Source organism: Streptomyces sp. NBC_01525 (assembly GCF_045040405.1).
Taxonomy (GTDB): Bacteria; Actinomycetota; Actinomycetes; order Streptomycetales; family Streptomycetaceae; genus Streptomyces; species Streptomyces benahoarensis.
The window spans coordinates 6,750,941-6,774,584 of sequence record NZ_CP109397.1 but is presented as its reverse complement, the minus strand read 5'-3'; the positions used below and the strand labels follow the sequence as shown (position 1 = coordinate 6,774,584).

The window sequence follows — 23,644 nt, the reverse complement described above, 5'->3', positions numbered from 1 at the left end:
TGCTCGCCTTGCAGGACACCCCCGGCGCGCCGTTCCGGGCAACCGACGTCTCCTGAAGCGCCGAGGGCTCATCTTCACCGATCCCACCACCCGGATCTCCGGTGGCAGCACCTTCCCAACCGTGCCACTACCGGTCCAGGTGGACGACCTCCGCGGGACTCTGAAGGACGAGGCCACGCCGAAAGCGGCTCTGGCATCATTGATCATCTTCCACGCGCTCACCTCCGAAGAGCTGCAGACGATGCTGACCACTGACCTGCGTGACGGCCGCCTGTTCCTGCAAGACCGCACCGTCCTGCTCGCCAACGAAGTACGCACCCGCCTGGAGAAGTACCGGGGATACCGAACCAACCGGTGGCCACGCACCGCCAATCCGCACCTGTTCATCTCCCAGACCACCGCCTGCGGCATCGGCAGGTTCAGCCACGTGTGGATCAACGACACTCTCGGCATGCCCGCCCGTCGACTTCGCGAGGACCGTCTCCTTAACGAAGCCGAAGCCACCGGCGGCGACCCCCGCCGCATCTGCGACCTGTTTGGTCTCTCCGTCGGGGCGGCGCTCCGCTACACCTCCACAGTCGACCAGCCCGGCATCGTCGAGTACCGCCTACGCAACTCCGGGCCACGCCCGTCCCCACGCGCCGACGACATCGGCTGACACCGTCGGTTCAGCCCGGACTGTCCGCCGGTCGGGGACGTAGCGCAGGAGGGATTCGTCCGTACCGCTCTCAAAGAGCGTTTTGTCCTGGCAGGGGTGTTGGGTAAGTCCCGGCAGGCCAGGGGGTTAGTGGCCATGCGCGTGAGCATGTCAGGATCCGCTCGTTGGGTGTGATGTGTGTGGAAGGGCGATGTGGCAATGGCCCGTGCCGCCGACCGAGTGGCACGAGGAGATCTGGTCCTGCTCCTGGTGCTACGCCGCCACGCATGTAGGTGGTGAGTGGTTCGAGATCGCGCGGCCGCCGCACCTGCCGATGGAGGTGCGCTGGGAGAGGGCCGTTGCGAACGGCCTTCCTGCTGACGTCGCCCACGCCTTCGGAATCTTCGACAGGACCGTGTGCGCAATCCAGGAAGTCGGCATGTCGCCGTCTGACTACGGGTGACTGCTGGAGCGGGAGAACGCCTGCGGCGCCTGCCGTGAAGCGGCGATGGTCATCGATGAGCGCTGGCCGCGGACCATGAGGAGCGATGACGCGCGGGTGAGTGTGGCTCGGCGACCGGCCACCGGATAGGAGTGCCCGCGTTCCGCCTGCGTCAACCGGCAGCTACGAGTACTTCCAGTTCGGGGTGGATTCGCGGGTGAGTCGTCGGCTTATGAGGTCGATCATCGCGATGTGGATTATGGCTTCGGAGGTGCGGATGGGCCTCGTAGTCGCGAGCCAGACGGCGGTGGTGCATCAGCCAGCCAGTTGGGTCGGCCGCGTGGATGATGCACGCCCGCCGCCACGCGAGGGACTACGAACGGCTCATCCAGCACTTCGAGACCCTGACACCTGGGCCGCCATCACCCTCATGACCATGCGCCTGGCCCGGAAAGGCGCCACCCCCAGCTGGCCGCGGAAACCGGCGCCTGCCAACGGCTGAGCCACTCCTGGCGCCCCGAATCCCTGGAAGAAGAAGACCCAGCCCGTCGACTGAGCCCTACAAGAAGTCCGCGACCGAGCGTGTGTGAGCCCGGCACACTGCGCTCCTGCACCGGTGCCGGGCTCACACACGTCTGGAGGGGCAGAAGCAGCCGCTCAGAGCGGCGGGTTGAGGGTGAAGCGCTGGGAGTACAGGCCAACGCACCGGTACTGGTCGATCGGAACGCTGTCGCCGCCCGACTCGCCCCGGACGGTCAAGCACTTGTCCGCGAACGTCCTGATCTCGTACTGCCCGTTCCCGACTTTGCGGAGGGTGAAGCGCTGGGAGTACAGGCCAACGCACCGGTACTGGTCGATCGGAACGCTGTCGCCGCCCGACTCGCCCCGGACGGTCAAGCACTTGTCCGCGAACGTCCTGATCTCGTACTGCCCGTTCCCGACTTCGCGGAGGGTGAAGCGCTGGGAGTACAGGCCAACGCACCGGTACTGGTCGATCGGAACGCTGTCGCCGCCCGACTCACCCCGGACGGTCAAGCACTTGTCCGCGAACGTCCTGATCTCGCGGCCCATCTGGTACGTGGCGCTTGCCTCCTTCGCGCTGGAAGGCCCGGCTGCGGAAGCAGCTTGAGGCACCCCCATCATGGTGGCCAGGGCGGCTGCCGCTGTGACTGCGGTCACCGCTGGCCGCCTCAGAGTCCTGAGCACATTGCCGATCACGCGAACCTCGCTTCTCGTTGGCTGGATACTCCCGCTCTTACAACCGTCGCTGCGTCGTAACGGTCGAGCTGTTCGTTCCATCGGCAGACGACAACGGACAGTTGAGCCAAACCACTCTCGCTGGGGGCGCAGGAGGCACACGGACTGACCTATTGCGCCTCTCGTCGCCTTGGACACGCCCCCACTCAGTGGCTACACATGACGCCGTTAGAGATCTTGAGAGCGGAGTCCGCTCTGCGAGCTGACTTGAGAATCAGAAACACGCGTTCAGGCCAGGTGCCGCGCGTCGAGGGACAGCCCGGCACACTGCGCTCCTGCGCCGGCGCCGGGTTCACACACGTCTGGAGGGGCAGAAGCAAGCGTTCACAGCACGGAATGCTCGCAGGGGTCCAGCCGGGCCGTCCGACACCCACTCCGATCTCCAGGAGGAGACCTATGCCCACGCCTGCCCAGCTGTCCCCCGGCGTCGGGGAACAGCGGCCAGCGGACGGCGGTAAGCAGGGTGCACGCCGTGCGCTGGCCGTATTCCGGTTCGGTGTGGGCAGGTGCCGGGTCAGCCCAGTTGTTGGGCGTTCAGGCCGGTGAGTCGCTCGTAGGCGGGGTTTTCGTCGGGGTAGACGACCTGGATGTCGATGGGGAGGGCCGTCCCGGGATCGACGCTGTGTCCGCCGCCATCGGGGGAGCTGAGCAGCACGGCACCGTCGGTGCCGCTGCGGAGGATCTCGCCCCAGAAGGTGTCGTTGAAGCTCTTGGACAGTGAGGTTCCCTCCGGCAGGGCACCGAAGCCCACGGCCCACTTCATGACGCGGGTGTCCTCGGCGTACATCGTGAGCCGGTAGGAGTAGAGGTGCCCCGGGCCTTCCGCCCAGTGGCCCCGCAGCTCCTGGTCGACGCGTAGGTTCCCCACGAAGCGGGATGCCAGCGCGGACTGGGCCTGGTCGTTCCAGGAGCCGTTCGGACTCCCGGCCATGGGGATGGCGGCCAGGTTCGCGATCGAGGTCCCTCGGTCCACCGGTAGTGAGTGCCCCTGCTGGTTGGCGGCCGAGAAGAGCGCGTTGTCCTCGATGGTGTTGTTGACGACCCCGCTTACCCCGTCACCGCTGTGGTCGAACCCGTACTCGGAGAAGTCATTGACATACGCGCCCATCGGAATGGCCAGGATCTTGTCACCACGCCCCGGGGTCTGACCCACGTTGAAGCCAGTGGCCCGATAGAGACAGAAATTCCCCTCGGGGCACGCCTCGGCCCCCTGGCCGTAGATCAGCTTCGGTTCCGTATTGCTCACTGCACTCCCTCACCGCTAACGGATGACACGGCTGCCCGGGGCCAGCACAGTGGCCGACCTCCGGGCAGCCGCCAGGTTCTGCGGACCGTGGCTTTCCCGGGTGCTGTTCGGGGGTGAGCCCAGCACATCGTGACGGCGGAAACAGCACAGACACCTACACGACACACTATGCGACCGTTGCGATACTCAACGTAACGACACTGAGGTTCGCATCGGCCGTGGGGCATCGGCACAGCCATCAGCGAGGACGGCTACCGTGACGACGCCACCGTCCTTGCCCTGGCCCGGCCCCTCGCACGCAGCCACTCAACCTTCCCTGCGACAAGACAACCGAGTAGAAGGCGCAGCCGGGTCCACCGACCATGGCCTGTCTTTCGTCACCCCACAAACCGCGCTTCGTCGGTTCCCGACTCAGGCAATGCAGCCTCTCTCGGCGGCCGGGCCCGGGTTCGCCGGACCCGGACGAACCCGGGCCCGGCGGAGTACGGTCACAGCTGCACCACCCGTCGGTTCCGCTCGGAGCCCCCTTCGGAAAACTCGAACCCACGGCCTTTGGTCGTCTGTTTGAGCCGGTAGACGCCCGGCGCGAGGTCGGGGAAGGCCAGCTTCCCCTGAGCGTCGGTCTTCCTGCGTCCGGCCTCCTGGCCGGCGGAGTCGAGCAGCTGGAACTCGGCGCCGGGGAGCGCATCTCCTGCCGGGTCCTTCGCGGTGATCTCGACGCTGCCCGCGTCCGGGGCCGGTGTCTCGGCGGGAGCCGCGGAGGCCGAGGGGGTCGGTTCGGAGGGCTGGGCGCTCGCGGCCGGCGCCCAGGTGAGGGTGCCGGTCACCGCGACGGCGACGGCGGCGGATCGGACGAAACGTGCGTGCACGAGGAGGAGGACTCCTTGATCAGGGGGCAGGGAAGGTCATCGGGTAGGCGTTACCGAGGTCGTCGTGCTGCAGTTCCCAGCCGAGGTCGAGAAGCGGGACGAGGGCGGGGTCGCCGATCCCGGTGGTGGAGGCGAGGTAGCGCGGGGAGACATAGACGTCGCCATCGATGTCGTGGCGCGGGTCCCGGTCGGGCTGGGAGTTCATCGGGCCGCCTGCACGGTCACGGTGAACTCGTCGGCCGCGGTGTCGAGGCGCTCGTCGACCTCGGCGGTGTCGCGGCCGGTGACGATGTAGCACCCGGCTCGGGCGGTGAACAGGTTGCCCTCGGGCGGGAGTACGAGTCGGTCGCCGACCTGGCGTGTCCACTGCACCTGCCGCAGCCAGGGGACGCGGTTGGCGAACGGCTGGTTGATCTGTCGCTGGGTGAGGGTGCCGGAGGCGGGCGGGTAGAGCATGCGGATGCCCGCAGCCTCCTGGCGGGTCGGGGTGAGGTCCGGAGCTGTGCCGCAGGCGAGGTCGGCGGCCGCCTTCGGTAGGTCGATGCCGGTGGCGAGGTGGACGAGGCGGCCGATCATGTCGCCGCCGATCCTGGCGTTGACCTCGATCAGCCGGGGCCGTCCGTCGACGAGGCGCATCTCGACGTGCTGCACGCCGTCGGTGATACCCAGCGCCCTGACCGCGGCAGCGGCGACGGGGGCGACCGCGGCGAGGAGCGGGTCGGCGGCGTCGACGGTATGGCCAGTTTCGTTGAAGTACGGGGCGGGCCCCAGGATCTTGCGGGTCACGGCGACGGCGGTGGTCACGCCGCGGTGGGTGACGCACTCGACGGAGACCTCCGGCCCGTCGAGGTGTTCCTCGACCAGGACGTCGGTGTCCTCGCGGCTGCGGCGCGCGCCGGCCGCGGCGAACTCGAAGGCGGCGGGCAGCTCTTCAGGGCGGTCGATGCGGATCACGCCGATGCTGCCGAAGAACGAGGTGGGCTTGATGACGGCTGGGTAGCCGAGGGTCATCGTCGCCAGTCCGGCCTCCAACAGGGTCCGGGCCTTCATCGATGCAGCCGACGGCACCCCGTGGCGGGCGAACAGGGCGCGGGCGGTGGCCTTGTTGCGGCAGGCCCGCGTCACCTCGACGGAGTTCGCGGGCAGGCCAAGGTTGCGGGCAAGGCGGGCGGTGTGGACGAGGTGCCACTCGTCCCAGGTGACGACGCCGGCGATTTCGTGTCGTGCGGCCAGGGCCTGGCCAGCGGCGAGAAGTTCGGCAGTGTCGTGGAGATCGACGACAGCGTGGTCGACGATGTACGGCGTCTCCCACGTCGGCTCCGTTCCGGTCAGCAGGACAACGTCGTACGCAGCGGCGACCTGCTCCAGACAATAGCCACGGTAGGTCTCATCGCCCGGCGAGACGACGAGGACGAGGGCGGCAATATCCGCGAGGACGCTCTAAGAGCTCGTAACACGATCATGAGCGGGCTTTCTTGAGACGTCTCCAGCAGATGAGGCTGCAGGCGAGGGAGACGAAGGCGTCGTGGAGTTCAGTGCGACGCTCCCATCGGACAGTGAGGCGTTTGAAGTGGTGGAGCAGGGCGAAGGTCTGCTCGACGACGTAGCGGAGCTCGCCCATGCCCTTGATGTTCGGTGATCCCTTGCGGGAGATGACGGGCAGGATCCGCCGGTGACGCAGTTCGTCACGATGGACGTTGGAGTCGTAGCCCTTGTCGCCGAGCAGGGCTTCGGGCCTGCGGCGGGGCCGGCCGGGGCGGCCCGCGACGGGCGGGATGCCGTCGACCAGGGCGAGGATCTGGGTGACGTCATTGACGTTGGCCGCAGTAGTGATGACTTTGAGCGGGGTGCCGCGCCCGTCGCAGATCAGGTGATGTTTGCTGCCTGTCTTGCGCCGGTCGACCGGCGACGGACCGGTGTCGGCACCCCTTTTTCGCCCGGATGTGTGAACCATCCACACACGCCCGGGACCAGTCGAGTTCGCCGGCCGCGTTTAGCTCCGCGAGCAGGATCCGGTGCAGCCGGTCGAAGACGCCGGCCTTCTGCCACCGGTCCAGACGCCGCCAGCACGTCTGACCCGAGCCGAACCCCAGCTCCAACGGCAGGAGTTGCCAGGCTATGTCGTTGTAGAGGACGAACAGGATGCCCTGGAGGCAGAGTCGGTCCGACACCGGCCTCGGCCCCGGCGACCGCTCCGGCCAGGGCGGCAGCAGCGGCTCGATCAGCGCCCACAAGTCGTCATCCACGATCCACGGCCGAGTAGTCACACCATCACGAACGGCCGAATCCTCACACCGGTCACGGCCAACCAGGACGATTCAGCAAGATCGTGTTACGAGCTCTTTGGACATCCGCCTCGACCTCAGCAAGACGTGCCGCGATCTCGACCATACCGTCATTCTTCGCGTGAAACAGCTTCAGGCCCAATCCCCTCCTTGGAACGCACAGTTGTAATGCCAGGAGGGGCTGAATTATTTCCGCGAAAACACCCTTCTTTCTCCGGCGGACCGAAGCCTTGCAGTACCTCTACGGCTCTCGCCTCAGCACCATTACAGCAATCCGTCGTCGCTCGGCAGCAGCGGTGTACGACCCCGACGTGGTACGGCGTCGAGCAAGCCTCACGGCGTCCCGTCGCCACAGTCACCGGCGCCCTCCCGTCCGAAAGCGGCAGAACGACCTTCCGACGGTGGCGGGTTGAGGCGCAGCCAGGCGCTGAGGGTGGCATGGAGTTCGGTGACGCCCTGGCGGTCGAGGTGTTCGGCGGCGTGGCCGACGCGTAGTCGGACGGTGTCTGCGGTGATGTCGTAGCCGGTGCTGTGGTGGGCGGGTGAGGCGATGCGGGATCCGTGGGCGAGGGCGCGCATCAGTGCCGCGACCTTGGGAGGTACGGGAGCTGCGGCCCGCGGGGCGCCGGCCCGGGCCAGGCGGTCGAGGTGCTGTGGGCGTGACGGGGCGCCGATGGCGGTGTAGAAGTCGCGGATCGCCTCCTCCAGCGACCGCGGTGTGCCCGGCGCTGCTCCGGTGAACTCATTGATCAGAGCAGGGTCAGGGCCCGGGGCATCGGCACCCCAAGGGTGGTCTGCCAGTGGCGGCTCGGTCACGTCCAGCCGCAAACTCGTCGGCGGGATGAGCACCTCAGTGTAGCCGCGGCGCAGACGCTCAGCATGCAGCATGCGCAACTCGGCGACCTTGGCATGAACGGGGTTCTCTCCGCAGGACAAGCGCGGCGGAGATACACGTCCGGGCCGTCCATAGACACCGGAGGAAAGGTGCAGTCTGCCGCTCTGCGTCACGAGGACCGTCGCCTGCCGCGTACCGGTCCCTAGCCGGAACCCCACCACCGCCGTCGTCATTCAGCCTCCCCGCACGTTCGTGCCGGTGAGGTTACCGAGGAGCAGCTGGCCCCGGGGGTGGAAACGGCAGCAATCAGCCCTGCGGGCGTTGATCACCGCGTCAACGGCGACGTTCGGGCCTCGATATCCACGAATTTGAGTTCGCCGAAGGCAGCACCAACGAGGACGGCCTCGCCAACGTCGAGTACCTGGTGTGTGGCGCCCGCCTGGTAAGGCTGCCGAGCAGATGCACTCGATCGAGCTGCCGTGGCAGGCGGTCGACCGCCGCCAGACGGACCCGCGCTCCGCATCGCACACCGTCGAGCACGGTTTCCGGTCCGGCATCGGAGCCAAACCGCCGTGGCCCGCTGAACCCTGCGCCACGTGTGCTGATACTCCTGCCGCCTGGCGGGACGGGACTTCGAACTCGCCGACGACGACGTCCCTGAGACCTCTGCTCCGATCGCGCACCGGCGCAGGAGCGTTGCCGCGCACGCTAGATCCAGGGGTTGCGTTCATAGGCGGGCTCCTCGTCAGGGAAGTCCTCCGGAAAAACCTCGCTCACCAGGTCGCCTCGCAGGACCCGCAGCAGATAGCTCTCCACGGGCCCTTCGTACAGGTCGTACTCCCTGCCGCGGCCGATGACGGTGAGGACGGCCCACCGTTCCGGATCTTCGTGCGGGACCAGGAAGCACATGTCCGCATTATCCGTGCCACCCCAGCAGATGAGCTGCGCGGGCTCCACGCCGCGCCCGATCAGTAGCTCCCGGATCCAGTCCCGTGTCCTTTCCATGGTGCCCCGCGCCTTAACCGTATTCGCCACCAGGTCGACATATTTGTTCTCGGCGCCTGCCCGGTACACCTGGAGAAAGTCGTCGAACTTCGCGCCACCAAATGTGTCGAGGAAGGCCCTGAAGCCGGGCGGAAAGCTGGTGTGCAGAGATTCTTCGGCGGCCGCCCAGTCGTTGAGGACCGGTCCTGCTTCACCAGTCGCGGGAAACGATGCCAAGAGTTCGAGATCAGTCATGGGTCCTACTTGTTGATGATGGTCTGGTCGATGTGCAGGCCGGGCCCGACGGCCCTGATGTGGACGCCGGTGGGAATGACGTCGCCCGGGGGGGGCATATACCGGGGCTGCTGAATATTCCACGCTCCCGCGCTCCTTCACCGTTTCGAAGATCTGCTCTTCGAGCTTCTCCATCACGTCGTTGTTCGCCGTCTTGTACATGATCACGATGTTGGCTTCGGAACGGCCGTCGCCCCCGAGGGACCGGGCCAGGAGGTGCCCGCGCGTATGCTCAGCAGCTGCGCCTTCCCAGCCCGGGGGCGCGCCGGGACGCCTTGGTACCGGTGTCGAGCATGGCCTTCGTGATCGTCGTTTCGACGCCGGTGGCACGCCCCATACGGTCCAGCGGCTTCGCATACGGCGGGATGGGTTTCTGTGGCACACGGCCGCGGCCGCCGCTCCCCTCCGCACTGCGCAGCAGTGGATGACCGGTCAGTCCCTTGTCCCTCATGGCTGCGTAGGGGCCAGCGCCGGTGGGTCCCTCCCCGGCCACGGCCAAGCGGGGCCCACCTGCGTTGAGCCGGGTCAGTTCGAACGACTTCAGGCCGGGGCCCTTGAAGGATTTGAGGCCGGTGTGATCGAGCTGGGTGACGACGGCCTTGATGCCGCCGCGGTCCCCTACTGCCAGTGGGAAGGAGGGCACATAATCGGTGGATTCGACCTGCGGGACGAGCGGTGGATCCCGATCCGGCTGGCGACGGGACAAGCCGCGCATGTGGGACTTCGGGAGTTGTTCCACAGGGCTCACGAGATCGTAGACGTGGAGTTACCTCTGCCGCCTGCGGCGTCGGGGCTGCTGCGCATCCTCGCGGTAATGACGGCGCGCATCGCTCAGGACGAGGACGAGGTGCGCCTGGACAACGAGGACGTGACCGAGGGGGTTGTGACGTGGCTGGAAGCACGCGACCGGGTCCTGGCTCGGGGGCGATTCGATACCGCAGCCGTGGACGCGTACTTCGATGACAAAGTGCCGTCGGGCCGCTTCGACTTGTTCGACCCCGAACGCCCCTTCCTGCAGGATCCGCGCCTGGCCGTGCAGTGTGTGGACGGGCACGGCACCCCCAATCCGTCGGGGGTGAACAAGCTGGTCTTCGGGCGCCCCACCGGGGTCAACGGTGCGGTTCTTTTCGGGCACTTCACCGACGATGAGCCTGTGGCGGTGCCGGCGGTCGAGGCGGTGTGGCACCTGATCGCTCAGCTCTACTATGGGCCGTCCGGTCAGTGCACCCCGCGCAGGATCACCGAGGTGAGGGCCGGTAGCGGCGATGCGGGACCGCTACGCAAAGCCATCTCGTACCACCCATGGGGGGCGGGACCTGTTCACCAGCCTCGTGCTGAGCATCCCTCTGCCGGACGATGCCACCGACGAGGACGTGGCAGACGCCTGCCCCTGGGAAGCTACGAATCTGCCGGATCCGCTCGGCCCACCCGAGGCACTGACCTGGCCGGGACGGCTGCTGACCGGACGGTTCCGGCACGCCGTTCTCCTGGTGCCGTCCGCGGATCACAAAGAAGTAGTCGATGCCTACATCACGTGGTCCACGCATGCGCCCCGGCAGGCCACACACGATCCGTACCTCATCCTCGACCGCGGCAACGACGGACAGCTGAGGCAGCGTGAGGCGAGCAGTACGCGGGCGCTGTGGCGGGACGTGGACGCGCTGCTCCTTAAGGACGCCGGCCACCAGTCGTTGCGGCCGCCCAGCCTCAACAGTCTGCCGCCGCGACTGCGCTCCCGCCTGTCAGTGCGCGCGTACGGCTTCGCCCAGGACGGGCAGCAGAAGGACACCACCTGGTTCGAGGCCACCACCCCGCCCATCTTGCAGTGGCAGGAGGAGGCCGACGTCCGGATGGCCCGCCACATGTCCCGCTGCCACCAAGCCGCGGAAGCGGTCGGCTCCCGTCTGGACTACGCCGCCCGTCTGGCCTGGAAGATCGCCAACGACGCCACCGCCGCCTCCGCGGCCAAGGTCAAGCTCGACGCCAAGAAGCCCGGCCCATGGGCCAAGGCCGCGGCGGGCCGCTACTGGCCCGCCGCCGAGCGGGAGTTCTGGCAGCTGGCCGACCCCGAGCGGTGCGACACCCCACCGATGCCCTCGTTGGTGAAGGCCGCGCTGACCGCACTGGACGACGCCTTGGGCCCGGTCAACCGCGCCGACATCCGGGTAGCCCGCGCCCGTACCCGCGCTCGCGCAGTCCTTCGTTCCCTCCTGCGTTCCGACACATAGCCCGCCATACTTCACCGCTTTCAGGGATGTTCCATGCCTCCTGCCTCCGCCGACACGGCGGCTGGACCCGCGCAGCCGCGGTCCTCCGACACCTTCGTTGCCTACGTGCTGTCGCTGTGTGAGAACAAGCGAACCCAGTCCGAGCTGCGCACCGGACTCGGTCTGCCTGTCGAACGTTGCAACTACCTGCACCGCCATCTCGTACGGCGCCTTCCGAAGCACGCCGTGCACAACAGTGGTGCCAAGCGTGCCCACTACGCGGTCGCCGCGCTCATCGCCGCCCGGCCCCGATCCGCCCGTGACGCCGACGCTGAACGATCCGACGAGGCGCAGGCCCCGCCAGACTGGTACACGCGGCCGAACCTGGGCGCGAGCATGGCGGCCGCGGTCAATGCCGACGTCATCAAGCCCGGCTCGGCCGAAGGCGACCTGCACCTCTTCAGCCGCCAGAGCAGCGACGTCCTCCACCCACGGCTGCCGGCCCTGACCCGCCACCTGCTCTCCGGTGGCATCGCCGTGGACTGGGCGGTCCTGCTGGAGGACCTCGCCTGGTGGGACCGCAACCGCGACCGCGTCGCCACCCGCTGGCTGGAGAGCTACTTCCGCACCCTCAACCACGCCGAAGGCAGCGACGACACGAACACCGCACCCACCGACGCACACGAGGAGAACATCTGATGGCTCGCTTCCTGGATCTGTCCGCCACCCAGTCAGTGCCGGCCGCCAACCTCAACAGGGATGATCTGGGATCTCCCAAATCCGTCCGGTACGGCAACGCGCCCCGCATCCGGGTCTCCAGCCAGTCCTGGAAGCGGGTGATCCGCCTCGGCGTGGAGCAGGACCTCGGTGAGAAGGCCGCCCGCACCAGGCTGGTTCCCCTCAAGGTCCGCGAAGCCCTCGTCCAGGCAGGGTGGCCCGCCGACCTCGCCGCCTTCGCCGGCGCTCAGGTCGCCGCCAGCGCCGGCAAGAAGGGCATCGGCACGGAAAAGGACGGCCACACCTCCGTCCTGCTGTTCCTGCCGGAAAGCGGCCTGGAGGAACTCGCCGCGGTCTGTACCGAGCACCGTGACAGCCTGGAGAAGAACGCCAGGAAGAAGAAGCCGGGGCAAGTGCTGCCGGCCGACCGTATCGAGGAGATCCTCAAGCGCCGCACCGCTTCGATCTCCCTGTTGGGCCGCATGCTCGCTGAGCTGCCCGGCGCCAACGTCGACGGTGCCGCCCAAGTCGCCCACGCCTTCACCACCCACGCCGCCGAACCACAGCGCGACTACTTCACCGCCGTCGACGACTGGCTCGGCGAAGCCGATACCGGAAGCGGCCATCTGGACACCAGCGAGTTCAGCGCCGGCGTCTTCCACCGCTACGCCACCGTCAATGTCACCGACCTCCTCACGAACCTCGACAACGATCACGACGCTGCCCGCACCGTTCTGGCTTCCTTCGCCGAGCACTTCCTGCTGTCCCTGCCCCAGGCCAAGAAGAACAGCACCGCCCCCCACACGGTGCCCGACCTCGCCCACCTCGCCGTCCGCACCCAGCGGCCCCTCTCCCTGGCCGCCGCCTTCGAAACCCCCGTCAAGGACCACGAAGGCGGCTACTCCCGGCCCTCACGCGCCGCCCTGGCGACGTACGCAGACAACCTCAACCGCCTTACCGGCGGCGACCGCAACCGCCCCTTCCACGGACACGCCGCCATCGCCACTGAAGACCTTGCTCCCCTCGGGCCGGCCTATGACTCCTTCCACGACCTGATCGACGCCGCCGTGGACGCAGCCCTGCCCGCCCCCGAGGAGCACGCGTGACGGGACTGATCATGCGGCTGGCCGGCCCCCTGCAGTCCTGGGGTGAACGCTCCGCGTTCAGCGCAGAGCGGGACACTGCCCTCTTCCCCACCCGATCCGCGCTCATCGGCATGTTCGCCGCGGCGGAAGGTATCCCCCGGCATGACACCGCAGCACTACAGCGATACGCCGCACTCGAATTCACCATCCGCATCGACCGGCCCGGTGTCAGCCTCGTCGACTACCACACTGTCGGCGGCGGCCAGGCCAAAGACAAAACCGCCGCCACCAGCGGAGGCAGCCGCAAGGGCGCCGCAGTGGTAACACGCCGTCACTACCTGGCCGACGCCGTGTTCGTCATCGCCATCACCGGCCCCCGCAAAGACACCGCCCGCGTAGCGGATGCTCTGCATCAACCGCACTGGGCTCCCTATCTGGGCCGGCGTGCCTGCCCACCGGACGAGCCCCTCCTGTTGCGCACCGACGCGGCCGACCCGGTTGGCGAACTGCTCCACCACGTGCCGCTCAGCCCGGACCTCGCACGCCGCGCTCCTCAAAACGGCATTGTCCTGGCCACGTTCCTGTGGGAGCGCGCACGGCACCAAGCCCCAACCAGTGCGGACACGCTCACGGTTCAAGACGTTCCGCACAGCTTCGCCCCCCACAGCCGCAGCCACGGCAAACGCCGCCTGCACCGCACGGAGGAGAAACTGCCCGCCACGCTGGCGGATAGCCCCCTCTCTCTGCACCGACGACTGGTCGACTACGCCACCAAGGAGGGCCCCTCATGAGTCCCCGCGCGGCCATCGCCCGCATTCGGCTCAATCCCCACAGCCGCGCCGTCCAACGCGACCTGCGCGATGCCACCCAGATGCACCGCACCCTTATGCGGATGGCTCCCGACGGACTCGGCGACAGTCCTCGGCAGGCGGCCGGCCTGCTCTACCGCCTCGACGAGACCGACACCGCCAGCACACTCCTCGTACAGGCAGCCACGCTTGAACCCGCGCGCCTGCCCAGCGAATACGGTCACGCCACGGTCAAGGACCTGACCCCGATGTTCAACGCCCTGAAAGAGGGAATCCCGGTCCGCTACCGCGTCGTCGTCAACCCGGCAAAACGCGAACGCCTCCCCCTGGAGATGAAGAACAAGCGCGGCAAGATCGTCCCGCTCATCGGGCCGGCCGCTGATCAATGGTGGGCCCGTCGCGCCGCCGAAGCCGGACTGCACGTCCATTCCCTGGCGCCCACACCGGTCACAGCGGTGCGTTCCCGCACCAAAGACGCCCCGGGGGTGCAGCACAACCTGCTGCGCTACGGCGGCACCGCCACCGTCACCGACCCTGAAGCCCTCACACACGCCGTACTCACAGGCATCGGACGCGCCAAACCCTACGGCGCCGGTCTGCTCAGCCTCGCCCCAGCAAGCGCCCCATGAACACACCCCGCGGAGAAGGAGAGGCCCGCAAACGCCTCGCCGCCCCCACCCTCGCCATGCTCCCGCGCATCGCAGACTCCCCGTCCTTCCTCTACCTCGACATGGTCCGTGTCGTCCAGGACGACACCGGAGTCTGCGCCCAGATCAAAACCGACGAACACCGCACCGACACCGTCTACATCCCAACCGCCGCACTCACCTGCCTGCTCCTGGGGCCCGGTGTGTCCATCACCACCCGCGCCCTGTCCACCCTCGCCCGCCACGGCACAAGCGTGGTGTGCACTGGCGCGGGCGGCGTCCGCGCCAGTGCAGGCATCCTGCCCGACTCCCTCACCACCCACTGGCTCGAACAGCAGGTGACCGCTTGGACCGACCCACAACAACGCCTGACCACCGCCACCCGCATGTACGAGATGCGCTTCGGCGACGACACCGTCCCCGACGGCACCACCCTCGCCCAACTGCGCGGCATGGAGGGCCAACACATGAAGGCCCTCTACACACTCCTCGCCCAGCAACACGGCATCGGCCGTTTCCGGCGCAACTACCACCCCGACCAGTGGCAGCACCAAGACCCGGTCAACCTCGCCCTATCCGCAGCCAACACATGCCTGTACGGCATCATCCACGCCGCTGTCTTGGCCTTGGGCTGTTCACCAGCCCTCGGCTTCGTCCACACCGGCAAGCAGCACGCCTTCGTCTACGACATCGCCGACCTCTACAAAGCCGAGACAACCCTGCCAGTTGCCTTCTCCCTCCACCAATCGTCCAACCCCGAACAACAAGCCCGCAGAAAATTCCGCGAGGAACTCCGCCTCATCCGCCTGCTCCCCCGCATCGTCCACGACATCCAGGCCCTCCTCGCCCCCGGCACCAGCGACGAACGCCCCGAGCGCCAGGACGTCCGCCTTGTCCACCTCTGGGATCCGAAAACCGGCACCCTTCCCGCTGGGGTGAACTACGCACCGGACGGAGGTTGAGATGCCCTCCATGCTCGTCATCGCCACCACCGCCGTCCCCGACCACCTCCGCGGCGCCCTCAGCCGCTGGACCACCGAAGTGGTACCCGGCATCTTCGTCGGCGCCGTCTCCGCCCGTGTTCGCGACCAACTGTGGACGCCGTCACGGACGTTGTAGGTGACGGCGCCGCGGTCCTGATTCACCCAGCACCTACACAGCAGGGCTACACCCTCCGCACCGCCGGCACCCGCCGCCGCATCCCCATGGACTTCGACGGACTCACCCTCATCCAGATGACAGGAGCTCCACAGCTCCCAAGAATGGCAAAGAAAAAGGAAACCCAGGGATAATCCGCAGGTCGCGAAGTGTTCTCCCCACCAGCGTGGGGGTGATCCGTACCCGGTGACCTGCCCGTTGGCCGGGGTGCCGTTCTCCCCACCAGCGTGGGGGTGATCCGTCGGCGCCGGAGCCGGTGCCGGGGTGCTCCGGAGTTCTCCCCACCAGCGTGGGGGTGATCCGGAGAAGCCCTGCCTGGAGGTCCCGTGCCCCGAGTGAGCGACGTACTCCGGCCGGCGTGGTGGCGCCCGGCCTTACGTGTGTACCGCTGGCGGGTCGACAAGCACTTGGACCCGGCGCAGACGGCGGCGGCCGAGCTGGGCGTCGGCCTGGACGCCGCCTTCGTCCGCCAGGCCCTGGCGTATCGGTGCAGAACGCTCCTGCGCCGGGTTCCGGCCGTCGTCGTCGCCGTCCTGTTCACCGCCTTTGCGTGGACCGTGAACGGGGCGGGCTGCACAGCTGGCGGGGTCCTCGACTACCGCCCTGCGCCATGATGTCCGTCGCTGAATTCTGGTGCGTCTTGGCCATGCCCCTTGCGATCGCCCGGTGTGGGCTGCTGTGGATGGTCTGGCAGGGGGAGGCGATCCAGCCCCGCTACGCGCCGCTGTACCGGGTGCTGGATCTGATCTCTGCCGGTGCTGAGGCCGCGCTGCACGGCGGCCGACACGCAGCAGCGGTCAAAAGCTCAGCACCGCTACCAGGGAGGTCAGCTATCCCCTACAGCGGGTCGCCGACCGCATCGGGGACGAGTTCGGCAACGTCCCAGAGGTCAAGGAAGACCTCTGGGACCATGCGGAATACCGGCGGCCTGCCATCACCACGCCATCCGAACACTCGCCACTCCCCCACAACAGGGCAACCAGAACCGACCAGAGCCCCGCTTGCGACGGCACCACGCCGCAAAGAAGATTCATTGACGAACCGTCAGGAAAGTTAGCATGAGGTCAGCATGGAGGCGACGAGAGCCGCCCACACATGACCACACCTGCACGTTCGCGAATCCTGGCTGCATCCATCGTGACCTGCAAAGATGCTGGCCAGGGAGCCGCCTGCAAAGTAGATGCAAATTGCCGTGCCAGTGAAGCCGAAGAGGCACCGCGCCCAGTGTCTGGCCGGGTTACCCCGCCCATACACATTCAGCTCTTCCCAGGCCCGGCCCCCGCCCCTCGCCTCCTGCACACCGCCCCTCCTACGCAGGGCCACGGAGACAGCGGGCGCCGCGAAGGGCAGTGGCAACGGTCATGGCCGAGCCAGCCGAGGGTCACCACGCCGCGCTGCTCCTGATCAGGCGCCGGCGGCCTGGTGAATGTCGCCCTCCTGGGCGCTGCCGACAGCCCTGGCCCAGCAAGTAGGTAGCTGACGCCAAGATCCGGACCATGCACGGACCAGCGCTCCACCAACGGCAGCCACGGCCGTCATTTCAGCAGGTCAGCACCACTGTGAGCTCTGTACCACCAGCAGACCAAGAACCTGTTGGTGTCGTACTCGCCGAAGAGGCTCGGGTTCTTCTAGAGGCACGAGAAAAGGCGCCTGAGCTGGGATTTTGCCCCTCAGGCGCCTTCCGCTCGCCCCTCTCAGACCAGGGCCCGGTTTACGTCGTAACTATCAGTTCCTCCCACCGCTATCCCGATCCTGACCAGCTGTTCCGGACCAGTCACGGACCAAAACACCGACTCACCCCTCAAGCGTCGCGCCTTGGCTGACACGGTCCCACTCCTTCATCGACTGCTCGATGAGGCGGTTGGCCTGCTCCCGGACTCCATCCAGGAACTTGGCGTAGTGGCGAAAGAGGACTTCGATGCTCTGGCCCGCGCGGCGAGCGCACTCAGCCGGATCCACACCGGAGTACAGCCAGAACGAGATCCCGGCATGCCGGAGATCGTATGGCCGCTTGGCCAGGCCGGAGACGAGTTCGGTGCAGGCCAGGGCATCTTTCCGTGCCCGCGCCCACGTCGTGCCATACGCAGAAGCGTCCACGTAGTTGCCGGCCTGGTTCCGAAACAGCCGTCCGTCCGGCGCCACGCCGAACCGTTCGATGTGTGCACGGAGGATGCGCACAAACTGCGGCGGGATGGGCACAGGCCGGGTCGCGGAAGCCGCGCGGCGCTTGAGCGAGTGCGCCTCGTGCACCGCGCCGTCGTCCGTCCACTCCTTGCCCGCGGTGATGACGCCACCTGACAGGTTGAGCATCCCCCATCCGGTCTCGGGCAGATGACACTGTTCGAGCCGGAGGTGAATGACCTCCGCCGGCCTCATCGCCGCGTAGTACATACAGCCGAAGAACGCCTCCAGGTGAGGGCCGCGCCCGCGCTGCCGAGCGACCGCGATGAGAAGCCGGGCGACCTGGGCCGGATTGGGAACGGCAGCCGGGTCCACCTCCTCGTTGACCGCCGGAGCGTTCCACCTGAGCCCGTTGAGCGGGTTCTCCGCAAAGTAACCTTTCTCCACTGCGGTGTTGAGCACTTCGTTGAAGGCGGCCCGTTTGCGCCGCGCCGTCTTGGTACTCCAGCCGCAACGCCGTTGAGTTAACGCTTTGACCTGGCCTTCAAGCCTTGCTCCATCACCATGACTTCGGTTTCGAAGGTGTAGTGCTGGGCGGTGGCGGGGTGCTGGATGGAGTTCTTGCTGTACTTGCTGGTGGGTTCTTGCGGGTGCGGGCCTTGACTCGCTGGCGGCGGCGGGCGGGCAGGAGGTTGTCCAGGACGGCGCGGCCGATCGTCCCCACCAGCGCGACAGCATCAGGGAGAACCCCGCCGGCGATGGTGACCTGGTCGCGGGCGGCCTCCAGTGCGACGGTGAAGCTGATTCGGTCGGGGTCCAGCCGCGGCCGGCTCGCGGTGGCGTCGCCCGCGATTCGCACAAGTGCCTGGTAGACGGTCAGCAGGGCGTACACCTCCTGGTCGATGTCTGCACAGCACACGGAGCGCAGGACCCGGCCGTCGAGCATCGTGGCCTTGATCGAGAAATAGGCCGCCTCGACCTGCCACCTCTCGTGGTAACCATCGACCAACTCGCTTGCGGGGTAGCCGGTGTGGTCCGTCAGGCTGGTGGCCAGGCGCCACTGCTCTCGGCGTACGGTGCCGTCCTGGTACGTCACGGTGATCCACGCCTCGACGATCCGCACCGGCAGTTTCCCCATGCCGAACGTCGACAGGTACGAGCCGTCCGGCAGCCGCTTGGTGATCAGCGGGATGCGCCGGGCACCGGAACGGCAGACAAACTCCGCTCCAGTGGAGCGAAGTTGGGACAGGAGAGGCCAGCTGTCGAAGCCCGTGTCCAGCAACACGAGCATTCCGGGGGTCAGCTGACCCAGCAGCCGCTCGGCGTATGCGGTCTCTCCCGCGTTCTCCGGACCGAAGGCGGCGCCGAGCACGGCCCGGGTGCCGCACTCGATGAGGACGAGCAGCCGCAGCAAGCGGGTAGCCGAACTCCAGGTCCTCGCCCTTGCGTTTGCGCTTGGAGTGCTGGGCGGCGATCGGCTCGCTGTCGGGCATGTGCAGATGGGCGCCGTCGATGGCTACCGTCCGCAGGCCCCGCCAGAACGCCCCGGGGGTGTGCGCCCAGGCAACGGGCCCCGCCAGCGTCTCGAACAGCGCTTTGAACGGCTTGGCTCCCACTCGGCGACGTGCCCGGCACAGAGCGGAGACGCACGGCCGTGCCAGGGCGAGGACGTTCAGACCGGCGACGAGCTTGCCCCACACCGCTCGGTAGTTGGACTGCTCGAACAGGGCCAGCGCGAGGACGAAGTACACCACCACCCGCGAAGGCAGCAGCCTGACCCGCTTCTGGACGGTCCCGGTCTCCTCCAGCACCGCATCGACCAACACGAAGTCCACCCCAGGTGGACGTCGCGGCGGGCGATGAGCCGGTCGCTGGCCGGGGCAGCCGGGGCGACCCAGCCCGGTGGTCGGCAGGCGCCCGGTTCGCGCTGGGGCGCTATAGCTTGCTCGCCTCCCGAACGGTATGGAGGTGGACCAGGACGTCGTAGGCCCTGCCGATGGCGATCTCGGGCGTCTTGTCGTTCGGGTACTGCGTGCCGACGTTGTATGTCGGGCGCGAGATGTCCAGCCAGCTGCGGGCGGCGGCGGGTGCCTTGCGCAGGTCGGCGTAGTAGTCGCGGTACCGGACCTGCTTGAGCGTGTACTCGTTCGTGCCGGGACCGGCCGGGCCGACGGTGAACTTCTTCCACTCGCCGCCGAGCGCCTCGTCCTTGGAGAGGAAGGAGCCCTGGTCGAAGGTGGTGCCGATGGCGAGGTAGTCCGCGCCCAGGGTGTCGCGGAGGAACGAGCCCTGGGTCTTCGGGTACGTCGCGGGGTCGGAGGCCGCGTAGCCTGCGTGGTCGTTGTGGGCCGACAGCAGGACCCCGCTGCCGGTGCGCCGCTGCCACCATGCCGTGGTCTCGGCCATCACCTGGTCGCGGTAGCGCTCCATGGCGGTCAACGATTCCTGGTCGCCGGGGTTGAGGGTGAGGAAGGTGTAGGTCTGGGCGATGTTGCGGGCGTTCTGCAGAGCGAACTCGAAGTCCTCGCCGCCCCCCGACCTCTGACGTTGTACAAGTTCCAGTATGTGCTGCGCTTTGGCCGCATTCTGCTGCCGCTCCGCGAGTGGCCGCTCCAGGTAGGCGATGGCGTCGTCGAGCGGGCGCAGGCCGGTGAGGAGCTCGTTCAGGCGCGGCAGGGATTCCGGACGGGTCCGCCGAACGTAGTCGGTGACGTTGTCGAAGACCCGCTCGTCGAGCTTGGGCGCGCCGATGTCGTCGCCCAGGAAGTGGACCGGGCGGTCGGGGTGTTGGCGGTTGTGGTCGCGCATCCACCGGACGAGGGTCACGAACTCCTCGCGGTCCCAGGGAGATCCGGCCATCACCTCGTGCACGACCTGCCGCGCGTCGCGGTTACCGTCGCCGTGCTGGAGGTAGTCGTCGATCCGCAGACCCGCCGACCAGCTGATCTCCAGTGCGAAGGTGGTGAATCCCTTCTGCTCGACGAGGTAGCGGAAGACCCGGTCCTTCAAGGCGAAGAACTCGTGCGAGCCGTGCGTGGCCTCGCCCACGCCGACCACCTTGGCGTCGCCGACCGTCACCCCCAGGGCGTGCAGGTCGGCCGTGCCGGTGCCCGGCTCCGTCGACCGCAGCGGATGGGCGATCCGGTCCAGCGCGCGGACGGGGGCCGACGCGACGGCCGATGCGGACGCCGCCGGTGCTGCGCACGCGGCCGCCGCGGGGGCCAGCGTCGCGGACAGGGCGAGAGCCGCCGCGAGCCGCTTCCCGTTGCCGATCATGTGTGATCACTCCTCAACGTGTTTGGTGTCAAGTGCTGCTGAGAAGATCGTCACGCGCGCGGCGGCCCGGGCGCGATGGGGCCGACCCGACACCTTCCCGGGGGATAGCCCCATGACCCGGGTTTCAGGGTCAGGCGCCCTGGGCCCTGGAGGAGCGGGTTGGGCAGCGCCCTGTCCCGGGCATCCTCATTCGTCATCACAGGTGTCTGCCGCTCGCGGCGGGCCAGATCATCTGACACAACGAGCGAATCGGACCAGATCACCTGAGACAGGGACCAGATGGCAGAGACGGGACAAGGATCCAGCGGGGAGCCGCCGGCCGGACGCAGAATGTCTCAACGAAGACAGGCCGGACATCTCAGCGAAGACAGTCGGGCCAGGTCTATAGCCTGGCAGCGACTGACTTCCATGAGACAGGACACCCACCAGGGACGACGAGTCCTTAGCGCATGATCTGACAGCGATGTTCCGACCGCCGCCAGTTGCATCGGATGCGAACTCGCGATAGTCGGCGAATCCTCTAGGGAGGCAAGGGCAATCGCCCTGCGGACCTGCGGACTTGAGCATGGTCTCTGGGGGTGACGATACCCGCGTCTTGGACCTCGTTGCGGTCCGCACAGGCGGCCGACCTGGGATTTTGCCGACGACTCGCACAGGATGCGGTTTTCTCGCATCTGATGCGAGTCGCGGAGGGTGGCGAATCGGTGGGGTTCAACGGGTCGATACCGGGGGCGGCGAGGCTGCATCTGGTCGACGGGGTCGCGTTGCTGCGGCCGGAAGAGCAGGTCTTCGCGGCGATGCTGACGGGGTTCGCCAACCGGCAGCTCGCGCGGAATCTGGCCCGGACGACCGTGGAGGGCCGGGAGAACACGGTCAAAGCGCTCGCGTGGGCTCGGTGACCTACGTTCACTGCGGGACCTGAAGCGCTCAACAATCCGCTCGTACTCCGAGGCCGTGCGAGCGTTCTGCCACTTCGTCACCGATCCGCTCTACGAGTGGACGGCCACCTGCGAAGAGCGGTTCGGGACCCACCCCGTGCAGGTGGTGCACGAGTGGAACACCGCAGCACACGTCCAGGACAACGAGGCGGACGCCAAGAAGCGCGCGTTCACCAAGGCCGAACTGCACGCCTTCTTCGCGCACTACGACGACGAGGTTGCCCGCATCCGAGCTTTCGGCCGCAAGGGCTGGCCGCCCGCCTTCCGCGACGCAACGCTGTTCAAGACCGCCTACGCCTACGGGCTGCGGCGCAACGAGACACGGATGCTGGACGCCGCCGACTTCGGCCGCAACCCGCACGGCGGCGAGTTCGGCGAGTTCGGCCGCTGCCAGGTCCGGTTCGGCAAGGCCAAGAAGGGCTCGCCGCCCAAACGCCGCGGGGCGCTGACCGTGTTCGACTGGACCCCGGACGTCCTGGACGAATGGTTCACCGAGGTCCGCCCGCTGTTCGGCACCGACAACAACCCGGCCGCCTGGCCCTCCGAACGGGACCTGCGGATCGGCTGCCAGCGGCTCAACTCCCGCTTCATCACCTACCGCAAGGCCCTCGGCCTGGACGACGGGCTCGACTTCCACTCCTTCCGCAGGTCCTACGTCACCCACCTGATCGAGGACGGCTGGGACCCTCGCTTCGTCCAGGAGCAAGTCGGCCACGAACACGCCAGCACCACCTCGCTCTACACCAACCGTCCCGGCGGAGCACAGGCCATCTTCCTGGCCGAGATCGGCAAGGAGGAAGAGTCCCGCAACCAGACCCTGACGCTGCAGGCGTTCCGCGACTACCAGGCCGGCCGTCGCCCCTCCGGGCCCGGCGCCCAAGGCCTGCTGGCGTTCTTCGCCAGCGTCGAGCGCCAGCTGGAGGAGCTGGACGTGACGGCTCCGACGGTGAAACGAAGCGACCAGGAACTGATCAACCTGCTGGCCATCCGGGCCGGCGCCCTGCACCTGGGGCTGGCGAACCACTGCTGGTTCCTCGATCCCGGCAAAGCACTGTGCCTCAAGCTCGCCCGCAGCTCCGACCGCAGCCGGCCACTGGTCGGGATGTGCGACTCGGCCCGCTGCCAGCAGGCTACCCACCACTCCTGCCACCGCATCGGGTGGCGACATCCGCCGTCACCAGCCGAGCCTTCATCAGCAAGATCGGACGCGGGCAGAAGACCGAGCGAGCACGACTCACGGCCGAAGCCGAACGCGCCGAGCGCATCGTCGCCACGATTGACGTCACAAATGGTGGAGAAGCCCATGGGCCAGATCAGTAGTGCCGAGCGCCAACGCAACGAGGAACGGATCCGCGCAGCTATGGACCGACTCCTTTGCGGAGAACTCCCGCCCGGAGGCCGTTGCGATCTCAAGTCGCTGGCCGGGGAAGCGGGGGTCAACAGCACCGGCTTCTATCCGAAGAAGGACCCCAACGGCACCGTGAGGGACGGCCCATACCAGCACCTCGCCGAAGAATTCGTACGCCGGCTGAAGGCGCTGCAGGAAGCGGGCACACTCCCTGACCCCCGAGACGCCCAGGTCGCCCGCTTGAAGGCCGAGAGCAACACCCTCCTCGATCGTCTCGCCCGCCAGAGCGCGACGATCGAGGAGCTGACCTCGTTCAAGACCCTTGCGCTTTCCCGCATCGCCGCCCAGCAAGAGGAGATCATCCGGCTGCGCAGCCCTCAGCCCAATCCCGATACGCCGCCCGTGGCCCGCCTTACGACCGTTCCCGGCGGCAGCCAGACCATCGGCTCCTGCAGCTGAGGCACATGCGAAGGTCAACTGCGCGGGGCG

22 protein-coding genes and 7 pseudogenes are annotated in these 23,644 nt (G+C 67.7%); 13 read left to right on the top strand and 16 right to left on the bottom strand.

Annotation, left to right across the window (positions count from 1 at the left end):
• The first annotated feature begins 139 nt into the window (after positions 1-139).
• Positions 140-658 (top strand): hypothetical protein, encoded by a 519-nt coding sequence (locus tag OG422_RS29245; protein ID WP_405747215.1) that lies wholly within the window; start codon positions 140-142, stop codon positions 656-658.
• Positions 659-1,262: 604 nt separating this feature from the next.
• Here OG422_RS29245 and OG422_RS29240 read toward each other — a convergent pair.
• Positions 1,263-1,404 (bottom strand): annotated as a pseudogene (locus OG422_RS29240) (IS5/IS1182 family transposase); the annotation flags it as partial.
• Here OG422_RS29240 and OG422_RS29235 point away from each other — a divergent pair.
• Positions 1,382-1,563 (top strand): annotated as a pseudogene (locus OG422_RS29235) (IS5/IS1182 family transposase); the annotation flags it as partial. The pseudogenes OG422_RS29240 and OG422_RS29235 sit on opposite strands and share 23 nt — an antisense overlap.
• 173 nt (positions 1,564-1,736) lie before the next feature.
• Here OG422_RS29235 and OG422_RS29230 read toward each other — a convergent pair.
• The 11 genes and pseudogenes from OG422_RS29230 to OG422_RS29180 form a co-directional block, all read right to left on the bottom strand.
• Entirely contained in the window at positions 1,737-2,297 is a 561-nt protein-coding gene (locus OG422_RS29230) for an RICIN domain-containing protein (protein WP_405747213.1), read from the bottom strand.
• Positions 2,298-2,850: 553 nt separating this feature from the next.
• Complete coding sequence (locus OG422_RS29225; RefSeq protein WP_405747212.1) at positions 2,851-3,582, bottom strand: hypothetical protein; 732 nt, start codon at positions 3,580-3,582, stop codon at positions 2,851-2,853.
• A 488-nt stretch (positions 3,583-4,070) separates the two neighbouring features.
• Positions 4,071-4,451: a collagen binding domain-containing protein gene (locus OG422_RS29220; RefSeq protein WP_405747211.1), complete on the bottom strand. Its 381-nt coding sequence runs from the start codon at positions 4,449-4,451 to the stop codon at positions 4,071-4,073.
• Positions 4,452-4,470: 19 nt separating this feature from the next.
• On the bottom strand, positions 4,471-4,656 hold the full coding sequence (locus OG422_RS29215; protein ID WP_405748101.1) for a hypothetical protein: 186 nt from the start codon (positions 4,654-4,656) through the stop codon (positions 4,471-4,473).
• Positions 4,653-5,501, bottom strand: a complete 849-nt coding sequence (locus OG422_RS29210) for an ATP-grasp domain-containing protein (protein WP_405747209.1) — start codon at positions 5,499-5,501, stop codon at positions 4,653-4,655. Before OG422_RS29210 ends, OG422_RS29215 begins: the two co-directional genes overlap by 4 nt.
• Before the next feature lie 150 nt (positions 5,502-5,651).
• Positions 5,652-5,747: pseudogene (locus OG422_RS29205) on the bottom strand (hypothetical protein); the annotation flags it as partial.
• A 163-nt stretch (positions 5,748-5,910) separates the two neighbouring features.
• Positions 5,911-6,718 (bottom strand): IS5 family transposase gene (locus OG422_RS29200; protein ID WP_405747207.1). Its coding sequence is split into 2 segments (ribosomal slippage): positions 5,911-6,393 and positions 6,395-6,718, totalling 807 coding nucleotides; the frame shifts between segments, so codons are not numbered across the junction.
• A gap of 351 nt (positions 6,719-7,069) precedes the next feature.
• Positions 7,070-7,624, bottom strand: coding sequence for a hypothetical protein (locus OG422_RS29195; RefSeq protein WP_405747205.1), 555 nt, complete (start codon positions 7,622-7,624; stop codon positions 7,070-7,072).
• A 655-nt stretch (positions 7,625-8,279) separates the two neighbouring features.
• A complete protein-coding gene (locus OG422_RS29190; RefSeq protein ID WP_405748099.1) occupies positions 8,280-8,810 on the bottom strand; it encodes a hypothetical protein in 531 nt (176 codons plus the stop codon).
• Positions 8,811-8,963: 153 nt separating this feature from the next.
• Positions 8,964-9,179, bottom strand: a pseudogene (locus OG422_RS29185) (DNA/RNA non-specific endonuclease); the annotation flags it as partial.
• Positions 9,082-9,597: a hypothetical protein gene (locus tag OG422_RS29180; protein WP_405748097.1), complete on the bottom strand. Its 516-nt coding sequence runs from the start codon at positions 9,595-9,597 to the stop codon at positions 9,082-9,084. The gene OG422_RS29180 and the pseudogene OG422_RS29185, both read right to left, overlap by 98 nt.
• On the opposite strand from OG422_RS29180, the pseudogene OG422_RS29175 reads away from it, so the two are divergent.
• From OG422_RS29175 to OG422_RS29135, 9 genes and pseudogenes are all read left to right on the top strand, one after another.
• Positions 9,565-10,101: pseudogene (locus tag OG422_RS29175) on the top strand (type I-E CRISPR-associated protein Cse1/CasA); the annotation flags it as partial. The gene OG422_RS29180 and the pseudogene OG422_RS29175 overlap by 33 nt on opposite strands.
• A 79-nt stretch (positions 10,102-10,180) precedes the next feature.
• Positions 10,181-11,077, top strand: coding sequence for a type I-E CRISPR-associated protein Cse1/CasA (locus OG422_RS29170; protein WP_405747203.1), 897 nt, complete (start codon positions 10,181-10,183; stop codon positions 11,075-11,077).
• A gap of 33 nt (positions 11,078-11,110) precedes the next feature.
• Positions 11,111-11,755, top strand: coding sequence for a type I-E CRISPR-associated protein Cse2/CasB (casB, locus tag OG422_RS29165; protein ID WP_405747201.1), 645 nt, complete (start codon positions 11,111-11,113; stop codon positions 11,753-11,755).
• The gene (cas7e, locus tag OG422_RS29160) at positions 11,755-12,879 is read left to right on the top strand and encodes a type I-E CRISPR-associated protein Cas7/Cse4/CasC (RefSeq protein WP_405747199.1); all 1,125 of its coding nucleotides are present in this window, start codon (positions 11,755-11,757) and stop codon (positions 12,877-12,879) included. Before casB ends, cas7e begins: the two co-directional genes overlap by 1 nt.
• Positions 12,876-13,649: a type I-E CRISPR-associated protein Cas5/CasD gene (gene cas5e / locus OG422_RS29155; RefSeq protein ID WP_405747197.1), complete on the top strand. Its 774-nt coding sequence runs from the start codon at positions 12,876-12,878 to the stop codon at positions 13,647-13,649. Before cas7e ends, cas5e begins: the two co-directional genes overlap by 4 nt.
• Positions 13,646-14,296, top strand: a complete 651-nt coding sequence (cas6e, locus tag OG422_RS29150) for a type I-E CRISPR-associated protein Cas6/Cse3/CasE (protein WP_405747195.1) — start codon at positions 13,646-13,648, stop codon at positions 14,294-14,296. The genes cas5e and cas6e overlap by 4 nt, the downstream gene beginning before the upstream one ends.
• 56 nt (positions 14,297-14,352) lie before the next feature.
• Positions 14,353-15,276 carry a type I-E CRISPR-associated endonuclease Cas1e gene (cas1e, locus tag OG422_RS29145; protein WP_405748040.1) on the top strand — a complete coding sequence of 308 codons (924 nt, stop codon included), beginning with the start codon at positions 14,353-14,355 and terminating at the stop codon, positions 15,274-15,276.
• Between the two features lies 1 nt (position 15,277).
• Positions 15,278-15,606: pseudogene (cas2e, locus tag OG422_RS29140) on the top strand (type I-E CRISPR-associated endoribonuclease Cas2e).
• 201 nt (positions 15,607-15,807) lie between these two features.
• Positions 15,808-16,086 (top strand): hypothetical protein, encoded by a 279-nt coding sequence (locus OG422_RS29135; protein ID WP_405747193.1) that lies wholly within the window; start codon positions 15,808-15,810, stop codon positions 16,084-16,086.
• Positions 16,087-17,266: 1,180 nt separating this feature from the next.
• Here the strand turns inward: OG422_RS29135 and OG422_RS29130 are convergent.
• The 4 genes and pseudogenes from OG422_RS29130 to OG422_RS29115 all read right to left on the bottom strand — a co-directional run bounded on the left by OG422_RS29130 (position 17,267) and on the right by OG422_RS29115 (position 20,869).
• On the bottom strand, positions 17,267-18,055 hold the full coding sequence (locus tag OG422_RS29130; protein WP_405747191.1) for a tyrosine-type recombinase/integrase: 789 nt from the start codon (positions 18,053-18,055) through the stop codon (positions 17,267-17,269).
• A gap of 97 nt (positions 18,056-18,152) precedes the next feature.
• Positions 18,153-19,007 (bottom strand): transposase, encoded by an 855-nt coding sequence (locus OG422_RS29125; protein WP_405747189.1) that lies wholly within the window; start codon positions 19,005-19,007, stop codon positions 18,153-18,155.
• 181 nt (positions 19,008-19,188) lie between these two features.
• A pseudogene (locus OG422_RS29120) lies at positions 19,189-19,419 on the bottom strand (transposase domain-containing protein); the annotation flags it as partial.
• A gap of 109 nt (positions 19,420-19,528) precedes the next feature.
• Positions 19,529-20,869, bottom strand: coding sequence for an erythromycin esterase family protein (locus tag OG422_RS29115; RefSeq protein ID WP_405747187.1), 1,341 nt, complete (start codon positions 20,867-20,869; stop codon positions 19,529-19,531).
• Between the two features lie 677 nt (positions 20,870-21,546).
• Between OG422_RS29115 and OG422_RS29110 the strand changes: the two genes are divergently transcribed.
• Both OG422_RS29110 and OG422_RS29105 read left to right on the top strand, forming a co-directional pair.
• Positions 21,547-21,768, top strand: coding sequence for a hypothetical protein (locus OG422_RS29110; protein WP_405747185.1), 222 nt, complete (start codon positions 21,547-21,549; stop codon positions 21,766-21,768).
• A 55-nt stretch (positions 21,769-21,823) separates the two neighbouring features.
• Positions 21,824-23,614, top strand: coding sequence for a tyrosine-type recombinase/integrase (locus tag OG422_RS29105; RefSeq protein ID WP_405747183.1), 1,791 nt, complete (start codon positions 21,824-21,826; stop codon positions 23,612-23,614).
• Positions 23,615-23,644 lie beyond the last annotated feature (30 nt).

What these genes read in the sequence shown, in the direction of transcription:
- OG422_RS29215 (WP_405748101.1), bottom strand. Translation starts at nt 4,656, where the DNA reads ATGAACTCCCAGCCCGACCGGGACCCGCGCCACGACATCGATGGCGAC.
- OG422_RS29110 (WP_405747185.1), top strand. Translation starts at nt 21,547, where the DNA reads ATGCGAGTCGCGGAGGGTGGCGAATCGGTGGGGTTCAACGGGTCGATA.
- OG422_RS29115 (WP_405747187.1), bottom strand. Translation starts at nt 20,869, where the DNA reads ATGATCGGCAACGGGAAGCGGCTCGCGGCGGCTCTCGCCCTGTCCGCG.
- OG422_RS29190 (WP_405748099.1), bottom strand. Translation starts at nt 8,810, where the DNA reads ATGACTGATCTCGAACTCTTGGCATCGTTTCCCGCGACTGGTGAAGCA.
- cas7e (WP_405747199.1), top strand. Translation starts at nt 11,755, where the DNA reads ATGGCTCGCTTCCTGGATCTGTCCGCCACCCAGTCAGTGCCGGCCGCC.
- cas1e (WP_405748040.1), top strand. Translation starts at nt 14,353, where the DNA reads ATGCTCCCGCGCATCGCAGACTCCCCGTCCTTCCTCTACCTCGACATG.
- OG422_RS29210 (WP_405747209.1), bottom strand. Translation starts at nt 5,501, where the DNA reads ATGAAGGCCCGGACCCTGTTGGAGGCCGGACTGGCGACGATGACCCTC.
- casB (WP_405747201.1), top strand. Translation starts at nt 11,111, where the DNA reads ATGCCTCCTGCCTCCGCCGACACGGCGGCTGGACCCGCGCAGCCGCGG.
- OG422_RS29195 (WP_405747205.1), bottom strand. Translation starts at nt 7,624, where the DNA reads ATGCTGCATGCTGAGCGTCTGCGCCGCGGCTACACTGAGGTGCTCATC.
- cas6e (WP_405747195.1), top strand. Translation starts at nt 13,646, where the DNA reads ATGAGTCCCCGCGCGGCCATCGCCCGCATTCGGCTCAATCCCCACAGC.